At 72.9% G+C, this 9,269-nt stretch carries 8 protein-coding genes; 5 read left to right on the top strand and 3 right to left on the bottom strand.

Going from position 1 to position 9,269, the window contains the following annotated elements; genetic code table 11:
* The first annotated feature begins 905 nt into the window (after nt 1–905).
* The 4 genes from M0P34_RS10300 to M0P34_RS10285 are packed head-to-tail and all read left to right on the top strand — an operon-like array spanning nt 906 to nt 3,958.
* Entirely contained in the window at nt 906–1,850 is a 945-nt protein-coding gene (locus M0P34_RS10300; protein WP_291498829.1) for a zinc ABC transporter substrate-binding protein, read from the top strand.
* A gap of 1 nt (nt 1,851) precedes the next feature.
* Nucleotides 1,852–2,715 carry a metal ABC transporter ATP-binding protein gene (locus tag M0P34_RS10295; RefSeq protein ID WP_291498828.1) on the top strand — a complete coding sequence of 288 codons (864 nt, stop codon included), beginning with the start codon at nt 1,852–1,854 and terminating at the stop codon, nt 2,713–2,715.
* Nucleotides 2,712–3,527 (top strand): metal ABC transporter permease, encoded by an 816-nt coding sequence (locus tag M0P34_RS10290; protein WP_291498827.1) that lies wholly within the window; start codon nt 2,712–2,714, stop codon nt 3,525–3,527. The genes M0P34_RS10295 and M0P34_RS10290 overlap by 4 nt, the downstream gene beginning before the upstream one ends.
* Nucleotides 3,524–3,958 carry a transcriptional repressor gene (locus tag M0P34_RS10285; RefSeq protein ID WP_291498826.1) on the top strand — a complete coding sequence of 145 codons (435 nt, stop codon included), beginning with the start codon at nt 3,524–3,526 and terminating at the stop codon, nt 3,956–3,958. The genes M0P34_RS10290 and M0P34_RS10285 overlap by 4 nt, the downstream gene beginning before the upstream one ends.
* Here the strand turns inward: M0P34_RS10285 and M0P34_RS10280 are convergent.
* Both M0P34_RS10280 and M0P34_RS10275 read right to left on the bottom strand, forming a co-directional pair.
* A complete protein-coding gene (locus M0P34_RS10280) occupies nt 3,942–5,075 on the bottom strand; it encodes a histidine kinase dimerization/phosphoacceptor domain -containing protein (protein WP_291498825.1) in 1,134 nt (377 codons plus the stop codon). The two genes, M0P34_RS10285 and M0P34_RS10280, sit on opposite strands and share 17 nt — an antisense overlap.
* A gap of 106 nt (nt 5,076–5,181) precedes the next feature.
* On the bottom strand, nt 5,182–5,817 hold the full coding sequence (locus M0P34_RS10275) for a class I SAM-dependent methyltransferase (RefSeq protein ID WP_291498824.1): 636 nt from the start codon (nt 5,815–5,817) through the stop codon (nt 5,182–5,184).
* A 147-nt stretch (nt 5,818–5,964) separates the two neighbouring features.
* Between M0P34_RS10275 and M0P34_RS10270 the strand changes: the two genes are divergently transcribed.
* Complete coding sequence (locus tag M0P34_RS10270) at nt 5,965–7,488, top strand: hypothetical protein (protein WP_291498823.1); 1,524 nt, start codon at nt 5,965–5,967, stop codon at nt 7,486–7,488.
* On the opposite strand, the gene M0P34_RS10265 is transcribed toward M0P34_RS10270, so the two are convergent.
* Nucleotides 7,485–9,026 carry a sigma-54-dependent Fis family transcriptional regulator gene (locus tag M0P34_RS10265; RefSeq protein ID WP_291498822.1) on the bottom strand — a complete coding sequence of 514 codons (1,542 nt, stop codon included), beginning with the start codon at nt 9,024–9,026 and terminating at the stop codon, nt 7,485–7,487. The two genes, M0P34_RS10270 and M0P34_RS10265, sit on opposite strands and share 4 nt — an antisense overlap.
* Nucleotides 9,027–9,269 lie beyond the last annotated feature (243 nt).

The raw sequence follows: 9,269 nt of genomic DNA, 5'->3' as shown, positions 1-9,269 counted from the left end.
GGGCGACCTGCTCTTCGCGCGCAAGGCCGGGCGACCCTTCTGGCGGCTGCAAGCCATCGTCAACCCCTGCACCGGGGTCAGCGACTATGTGGACATCGCCGTGGAGCACGAGCCCTGAGCCGCGCGCCGGGGGAGCGGGCACGGCCCGCGCCGCCCTGGTCACGGGTGCATGCCTTCCGCCCTTCGGCCGGGGGGCGCGCTGTTTCGGCGCGGCGCCTCGGGCCCGGCTGCTTGCGGACGCCATCCGCCCTGGCGCCGTGTGGCTCCGGCCCGGCGTCTTGAAGCGATCCGTGTGCAACCGGCGGAAAGGGTAACGCGCCTGTCCGGGGACAGCGGGAACATGTTCAGGGCGGAACCTTCGGCCCCACGGGATCGACCGACCCCGTGGGGCCGACGTTTTCCAGCACATCCGGCAGCCCTCCGGTGTGGATGTCCAGGCGCCGCTTGTGCTGCCAGGCCGCCTACGGGGCCGCAGGCGGCTCTTGGCTGATGTGGCGCGGCTTTCCGCCCCGCTCCGCGCGCCGGGCGGCGCGGTGCTTCCGTGCCCGCAGGGGCTGACATCGGCGCGGTACGGGCCGTAGGGCACGATGGACGGTGCTTCTGTGCCCGCAGAGGTTGACAGCCACATGGCGACCCCTGCGCGCCGGGGGGGGCGGAACTGCCCATCCCTTGCTACAACCCCGGGCAGGCGGCTCGAAGGCCGCGCGCCGGGGGCGAAGGCCAGGGGCGGGGGATGCGCGCGGCGCGGACCTGCGTCCCAGAGGCTGACGCGCGCGGCCCCGGTCCCGCGCCCCTCCGGCGCGTTTCCTGGCCGGGGCATGGAGCCGGTTTTTCCCACCCTTGACATGAAATGCGACTCGGTTGCAAAAGAGGGCCTCGGGACTGTAATCCCCAAGGAGTTCGTCATGACGAAAAAGATGCTTTTCGTGCTGCTGGCTGCCCTGGTCTTGGCCCTGGCCTCCGGGGCTGCGCCCGGCTTCGCCGCCCAGGGCGGGCCGCTGCGCGTGCTGGTCACCGTGGAACCCCAGGCCTGGCTGGTGGAGCGTGTGGCCGGGCCCCTGGCCCGGGTCACGGTCATGGTGCCACCGGGGGCCGACCCGCATACCTTCGAGCCGCGCCCGAAGCAGATGGCCGAGGTGGACGCCGCCGACCTCTACCTCGGCCTGGGCATGGAGTTCGAGACCGTGTGGCTGCCGCGATTCCTGGCGGCCAACCCCGGCCTGCGCGTGGCGGCCATGGACGCGGGCATCGCCAAGCTGCCCATGCCCGTCCATGAGCACCACCACCACGAGGGCGAGGATCACGGCCACGACCACGCCGCCGAGGGCCACCACCACGACCATGACCACGCGGGCCTGCCCGACCCCCACATCTGGCTGGCGCCGGAGCTGATGCAGGTCATGGCCGCCAACACCCGCGACGCCCTGGCCCAGGCCGACCCGGCCAACGCCGGGGCCTATGCCGCGGGCTGCGAGGCCGCCGTGGCCGAGGCCCGCGCCGTGCATGACGACATCGCCGCCCTGTTCGCGGGGCTGGACGAGCGGCGCTTCATGGTTTTCCATCCCTCCTGGGGCTATTTCGCCCGGGAGTTCGGGCTGGTGCAGATGCCCGTGGAGGGCCGGGGCAGCGAGCCCGGCCCAAGGACGATGGTCAGGCTGGTGGCCGAGGCCCGCGAGCACGGGGTCCGGGCCGTCTTCGTCTCGCCGCAGTTCTCCCGGCGCTCCGCGGGGGTGGTGGCCCAGGAGCTGGGCGGCTCGCTGGTGGAGGCCGACCCGCTGGCCCGCGACTGGGCCGTCAACCTGCGCGCCGTGGCGGAGCGCATGGCCCGGGCCATGCGCGGAGGGAACTGAGGTGGTGCAGCTCGGCAAGGCCGCGCCCGGCGCGCCGGTCCCGGTGGTCGAGTTCCGGGGCGTGGGCTTTGCCTACGGCCCCGGCCCCGAGGTCCTGCGCGACCTGAACTTCTCCATCGCCGCCGGGGACTATGTGGCCGTGCTCGGGCCCAACGGCGGGGGCAAGTCCACGCTGCTCAAGCTGATCCTGGGCGTGCTGGCCCCGGGGCGGGGCGTGGTGCGCGTGTTCGGCGGGCCCCCGCGCGGGGCTGCGCGGCGCATCGGCTACATGCCGCAGTCCACGGGCATGGCCCGCCAGCTGCCGGTGACGGTGCTCGACGTGGCGCTCATGGGCCTGCTGGGTGCCACGGGGCGCGGCCCGCGTTTCACCCCGGCCGAGCGCGCCCGGGCCGAGGCCGCCCTGGAGCGCACGGGCATGCTGGAGCTCAGGGACCGGCTGGTCTCGGACCTCTCGGGCGGCCAGCGCCAGCGGGTCTACATCGCCCGGGCCCTGGTGGCCGACCCGCAGATGCTCATCCTCGACGAGCCCACGGCCAGCGTGGACGCCCAGGGCCGCTGCTCGCTGCTGGAGCTGCTGGCCGAGCTGAACCGGGACATGACCATCCTCTACGTCAGCCACGACCTGTCCATCGTGGCCGGGGGCGTGCGCTCGGTGATCTGCGTCAACCGCACCGTGCACCTGCACGGCCGTCCGGAGGTCACCCGCGACATGCTGACCATGATGTACGGCGGCGGGCACTCCTGCCCGGTGGAGATATTCACCCACGGCGAGGTGCCGCACCGGGTGGTGCCGCGCCACGGCGGGCCCGACTGCCCCGGCTGCCCCGGCTGCCAGGGCGACGCGGCCCCGGGAGGCGAGGCATGATCCAGGCCCTGTCCTACGAGTTCATGCAAAACGCCCTGTGGGCCGGGCTGCTGGCCAGCGTGGCCTGCGGGATCATCGGCACCCTGGTGGTGGCCAACCGCGTGGTGTTCCTGGCCGGGGCCGTGGCCCATGCGGCCTACGGCGGGGTGGGCCTGGCCTATTTCCTGGGCTGGCCCGTGCTGCCGTGCACGGTGGGCTTCTCCGTGGCGGCGGGCGGGGCCGTGGCGGCGGCCACGGCGCGCAGCCTGGACGGCGCCGACCGGCTCATCGGCGCCCTGTGGGCCGGGGGCATGGCCACGGGCGTCATCCTGCTCGACCTGACCCCCGGCTACAACGCCGACCTGATGAGCTTTTTGTTCGGCAGCATCCTGGCCGTGCCGCGCGCGGACCTGTGGCTCATGCTCGGGCTGGACGCGGCCATCGTGGCCGTGACCCTCTTTTTCCACAAGGAGTTCACGGCCCTGGCCTTCGACCGCGAGTTCGCCTCCGTGCGCGGGGTGCCGGTGCTGGCGCTGCATTTCCTGCTGCTGGCCCTGGTCGGGGCTTCGGTGGTCATGGTCATCCGCGTGGTGGGGCTGATCCTGGTCATGGCCCTGCTGACCATCCCCCCCGGGCTGGCCTTGCCCGCGTCGCGCTCCCTGGGCGGGATGATGGCCCGCTCGGTGGCGCTGGCCGCGCTGTTCTGCACTGCGGGCCTGGCCCTGTCCTACGCCCTGGACCTGACCTCCGGGGCCAGCATCATCGCCGTGGCCGTGGCGGCCTTTGCCGCCGACGCCCTGCGGCGGCGCCTGGCGGGCCGGAGGCGGGCGTGAGCCGGGCGGCGCAGCTGCTGCGCGCCGCCGGGGTGCGCGCAACGCGCAAGCGCGTCGAGGTGCTGGCGGCGGTGCTCGGCGCCGACCGCGCCGTGGCGCCCGCCGAGCTGTGGGAGCGCTCCGGGCTGGCCGCGTTCATGGACCGCGCCACCCTGTACCGGACCCTGGACCTGCTGGCCGAGCGCGGGCTCGTCCTGCGCACCCTGGGGCCGGACCGGGCCTTTCGCTATTGCGCGGGGGGCGGCGCGCCCGCAGGGATGGCCCACGGGCATTTCTACTGCCTGTGCTGCCACGCCATGCGCTGCCTGCCCCAGGCCGTCCTGGCCGTGGAGCAGGCCCTGCCGCCCGGGGCGGCGGCGGGGCATGTGGAGATCCGGGTGGACGGCCTGTGCGCCGCCTGCCGCGCCGCAGGGGCTAGGCCGGAGGCGTGAAGCGGATGGTGAAGCGGGCGCCGGGGGACAGGGTGGTGTCCAGCGCGCCGCGAATCTGGTGGACCAGGTTGATCACCAGCTGCATGCCCAGCGTGTCGGTGGCGCTGATGTCGAAGCCCTCGGGGAAGCCCCGGCCGTCGTCGCGCACCTCCAGCTCCACGGCGTCGTCCGCCCGGCGCAGGGCCAGGGTCAGGGTGCCGGGGCTGTCGTCGTCGAAGGCGTACTTCAGGGCGTTGGTCATCAGCTCGTTGACGATGAGGCTGCACGGGATGGCCATGTCCACGGGCAGGCAGATATCGTCGAGGTGCAGGTCCAGGCGTACGGTGCGCTGGCGCTGGGGATAGGCCTGCATGATGGAGCGGGTGAAGCTGGCCAGGTAGTCGCGGTAGTTGATGCGCGCCAGGTCCTCGGACTGGTAGAGCTTCTCGTGGACCAGGGCCATGGAGCGCACCCGGCCCCGGCTTTCCATGAACAGCTCCCGGGTCCGTTCCTCGTCGATCTGCTGCGACTGGAGATAGAGCAGGCTGGAGATGATCTGCAGGTTGTTCTTGACCCGGTGGTGGATTTCCTTGAGCAGCACCTCCTTCTCGCGCAGGGAGCTGCGGATGCGCTCCTCGGCCAGCAGGCGCTCGGCGATCTCCTCGTTCAGGCGCTCGTTGCTCTGGCTCAGCTCCGCCGTCCGCCGCCGGACCTCGCGTTCCAGCTCCTCGCTGTAGCTCTCCTTGCGCCGCAGAAGCTCGGCCCGCTCCAGGGCCTTGGTCACCGCGTGCTCCAGGACGGCCATGTCCTGCACGGGTTTGGTCACATAATCCCACGCGCCCAGGCGCAGAGCCTCGATGGCGTCCTGGAGCACCCCGGTGCCCGAAACCACGATGATGGGCGTCAGCGGGGACTCGCTGGTGACCTTGGCCAGCACGTCCAGCCCGTCCACCTCGGGCATGCGCAGGTCCACAAGCACCAGGTCGGGCCGTTCGCGGCGGAAGACTTCCAGCCCCACGCGGCCGTTTTCGGCGTGGATCACCGCGAAGCCGCTGTCTTCCAGGTAGGCCTCGATGCTTTCGCGGATGATGTCCTCGTCGTCGATGGTGAGGATTTTCGCCTTGGGATTGGTATGCATGCCTCGGGTCCCGGGTTCCGGTTGCGGCGGGGTGTGCCGACCATGCGGGATGGTAACGTCAAACCGGGCTGCGCGTCAAAGGAACAGTGGAATAGACCGCAAGGAATCAGGCTTTGCGGGCGATGCAGTGCAGCCAGGCCTGGCCCTCGCGCCCCGGGCGCAGGTCGGGCGTGGTCCAGGTCTCCACGGGGCGCAGGGGGCAGGGCGGGGCCAGGAGCGCGGCCAGGGACGCCTCGTCGTGGCCCCAGAAGGGCAGGGCGCCCCGGCGCAGCCAGTGGCCCCGGCCAAGCTTGAGCCCGGCGTAGAGCACGCCCCCGGGCACCAGGGCCCGGGCCACGGCCTGGAGCACCCCGGGCAGGGCCGCCGGGGGCAGGTGCAGGAGCGAGGCGTTGGCGTAGACGCCGTGGAAGCGCGGCGGGTAGTCCATGGCCGCGAAATCCAGCAGGCGCACGGGCACCCCGGCGTGGGCCCGGGCCAGGCGGACCATGGCCGGGGAGGCGTCGAAGGCCTCCACCCGGTAGCCGCGCAGGGCCATGTGCCGGGCGTCGCGCCCCGCGCCGCAGCCCGCTTCGAGGATTGCCCCGCCCGGCGGGATGTGCGGCAGGAAGCGCGCGAAGACGTGCTCCAGGTCCAGGTCTGTGGTCTCGGCCTGGAATTGTTCGGCGTGGGCCTCGTAGTAGGCCACGCAGGCATCCAGGGCCTGGGCGGGCGTGGGGCCGGGGTCGCGGTCGTTGTCGGGCATGGGCGCACTCTAGCCGAGGCCCGGGGCGTTGACCAGGGCCGGGGGCGGAAAACCGAGCGGAAAGCAAGGGAATTGGCCCAGCGGGCGCGAAGGTGCTATGCTCATCGCGCCGGGGCTGCGGGTGCCCGGCGTGGAGGTCCCTGCGCAATGCGCGTCGCCAGCGTCATCCTTTCCCTGCTGCTGCATGCGGCCCTGGCCCTGGGCGGGCTGTGGGCGGCGGGGCTGGATTCCGGGGCGCGCCCGGCGCCGCGCGTCTACACCGTGGACCTCGTGCGCCTGGAGCGCGTGACCGCGCGGCCGACCATCCCCCGGCCCCTGGCGGCCCGGACGCGCGAGAACCCTTCGCCGCCGGCCGCCGTTGCCGCGGCCCGGCCGGTGCCTTCCGCCGCGCCCGTCGCCCCTTCCGCATCCCCGTCGCCGCCCGCGGCCGCGCCCGCCGTTCCTGCCGCGCCCCCGGAGCCGCCCGCCGCCGCGCCGCCCGCCGCCGCGCCCGCCGGGGCCGAGGCCGTGGCCCTGCCCTGGCTCCAGCCCTCCGCCCCGGCCCCGGAGCCCCCGGCCCCGCGTGAGGACCCCACCCGGGCCCTGGCCCGGGCCAGCGCGACCCAGCGCGGCGACACCACCTACGTCACCGGGCTGCACGGCTTCGCCGCCTTCGCCGACACCTTCGCCCTGGACGCCTGCGGGGCGGACACCTATGTGCCCGAGGACTATTTCGGCCACTACGCCGTGGGCCGGGACCGCGTGGTCAGCGTCATCGACGGCCGGGAGGCGCACGGCGCCTTCGTGCTCTACGATTCGGCCAGCGGGCTGCACCGCAAGCTGGCGCGCCGGGGCGAGATGGTCTTCACCTACGGCCCGGCCTTCGACCAGGCCGAGCCCGTGGAGGGCTCGGTGACCATCCTGCCCAAGAAGGACCGCTACGGGGACAAGCTGATCCTGACCCCGGCCCAGCTGGTGTGGCTGCCGGAGCGTCCGCCCATGCAGTACGGCACGCGCGTGGTGTTCGAGCAGGTGGAGGTGGCCGTGGACGCGCCGGGAGCCACCCTGGCCGGGACGCTGGTGCGGCTGCCCGGGGGCGGCCCCGCGCCGGGGGTGGTGCTTGTGCATTGCGCGGACTGCGCGGGGCGGGAGCGCATGCTGGGCTTTGCCCAGGCCCTGGCCCTGCACGGGCTGGCGGTGCTGGCCTGCGAGGGCCGCGGCTGCGCGCAGGGCCGGGGCCCTGCGTCGCCCCAGCAGCAGGCCGACGACGCCCTGGCGGCCCTGCGCACCCTGCGGGCGCAGCCGGGAGTGGACGGGGGCCGGGCCGGGCTGTGGGGCCAGGGCGGCGGGGCGGCGGTTGCCGCGCTGGCGGCCGCGCGCAGCGTGGCGCCGGATTTTCTGGTGCTGGCCCATCTGCCGCCCGCGCCCGGGGCCGCCCCGGGGCCGCCGCTGGCCCTGGACGGCGTGCAGGTGCCCACCCTGGCGCTGTTCATGGGCCCGCGCCCGGGGGAGCTGTGGGCCGGGCAGCTGGACCTGCTGGCCCGGGCCGAGCGGGCCCGGCCCGGGCAGTTTGCCGCGCGCCTGCTGCCCGACGCGCCCCCCGGGGCCGACCCCGACGCCGAGGGCCTGAAGCCCCCGGGCCTGCGCCTGGGGCGCGCGGCCGGGCCGTGGGTGCGCGGGGCGCGGCCCTAGGCTGGCGGCGGGGTTTTGCTGATGCCCAGGCGTTTCATGCGCGAGTCGAAGGTGGAGCGCTTGAGCCCCGCCTCGCGCGCCGCGCGGCTGATGACCCAGCGGTGGCGCTCCAGCAGGTGCATGACGTACTCGCGTTCCACGGTGTCCCAGTCCTTGCCCGCGAAGGGGTCGCGCAGGGGAGCGGCCACGCAGGCCGGGAATTCGACGTGGGCCTCGGCCAGCCGTTCGCGGGCGCCGTCCAGGATGGGCTGGGGCAGGTCCGCCGGGCCTATCTCGCCGTCTTCGGCGGTGACCAGCACGAGCTTCACGAAGTTTTCCATCTCGCGCACGTTGCCCGGCCAGGGGTAGGCCGCCAGGAGCTCCATCGCCGCGTGGGACACCGGGCGCGGCGTCTGGCCCAGCAGCACGGCCTCGCGGCGGATGAAGTGCGCCAGCAGGTAGGGCACGTCCTCGGGGCGGTCCCGCAGGGGCGGCACCACCACGGGCAGCACGTTGAGCCGGAAGAACAGGTCCTCGCGGAAGGTGCCCTCGCGGATGGCCCGGCGCAGGTCCTTGTTGGTGGCCGAAATGATGCGCACGTTCACCTTGCGGGCCACGTTGCCGCCCAGGGGCTTGATCTCGTTGTCCTGGAGCACGCGCAGCAGGGCGGCCTGCAAGTCGGTGGTCATGTCGCCGATTTCGTCCAGGAACACGGTGCCGCCCTCGGCGGCTTCGAACAGGCCGATCTTGTCGCGATAGGCCCCGGTGAAGGCGCCGCGCTTGTAGCCGAAGAGTTCGCTGGCCAGGAGCGAGCGCGGGATGGCGCTGCAATTCTGGACCAGGAAGGGCCCCGCGTGGCGGGCGCTGACGCGGTGGATCTCGCGGGCCAGCACCTCCTTGCCCACGCCGGACTCGCCGGTGATCAGCACGGGATAGTCGTTGGCGGCGTAGCTGCGCGCCAGGCGCACGGCATGGCCGAAGGACGGGCTCGGCCCGGCCACCAGCCCCTCGCCGCTCATGACCTGGATGGTGCGCTTGAGCTCGCGGTTCTCCTCCACCTGCCCGAAGAATTCGATGGAGTTGGACAGGGCGATGGACCCGATGTCCACAAGATTCTGGAGAAATTCGAGATATTCGGGGTTGAGGTTCATGGAGTCGCCCTCGGCGCAGGTGTCGATGACCTCCACCACCCCGTAGACCGAGGAATCCTTGAGGATCAGCGGGAAGGCCAGGATCATGCTGGACTTGACGGCCAGCCCTTCCTCGGCCTCCTTGAAGTGCCGCTCGTCGCGTCCGGCTTCGGCGGTGGTCATGCGCCCGTTGCGCATGACCCAGCCCACGATGCTCTCCAGGGTCCGGGGGATGCGCATGCCCTTGATGGTGTCGCTGCCTTCGCCCACGGCCTCCAGGCAGACGTAGTCGTCGTCCTCGCGGGTCCAGATGGACCCGCGCTCCACGTTTTGCAGTTCGAGCAGCAGCAGCAGGAATTTGAGCAGGAGCTGACGCGGGGCCACCTCGCCGGAAAGCAGCTTGAAGAAGTTCATGTGCCGCAGGGTCATGGACGATCCTTGCGCGGGGGCGGGTTGGGTGTGGCGGGGCCGTGCATTACGATATATCGTGATTCTGGCGGAATTGCAAAACGGAAATGTCGGGAAACCCGGGCGGGGACGGCGCTTCGGGAGCCCTCAGAGGGCAATGGATCCGTGGAAAACGGGTTCCCCGAAAATTTTCCACATGTGCGGCGGGGCCGATTTCGCGGCGGGGCAGAGGGCCCCCGGCCCGGGTCCGGGCCGGGCGGGGCG

The organism is Desulfocurvus sp., from assembly GCF_023230885.1.
Classification (GTDB): Bacteria; Desulfobacterota; Desulfovibrionia; order Desulfovibrionales; family Desulfovibrionaceae; genus Desulfocurvus.
This window is presented reverse-complemented; position numbering and strand designations above follow the sequence as displayed.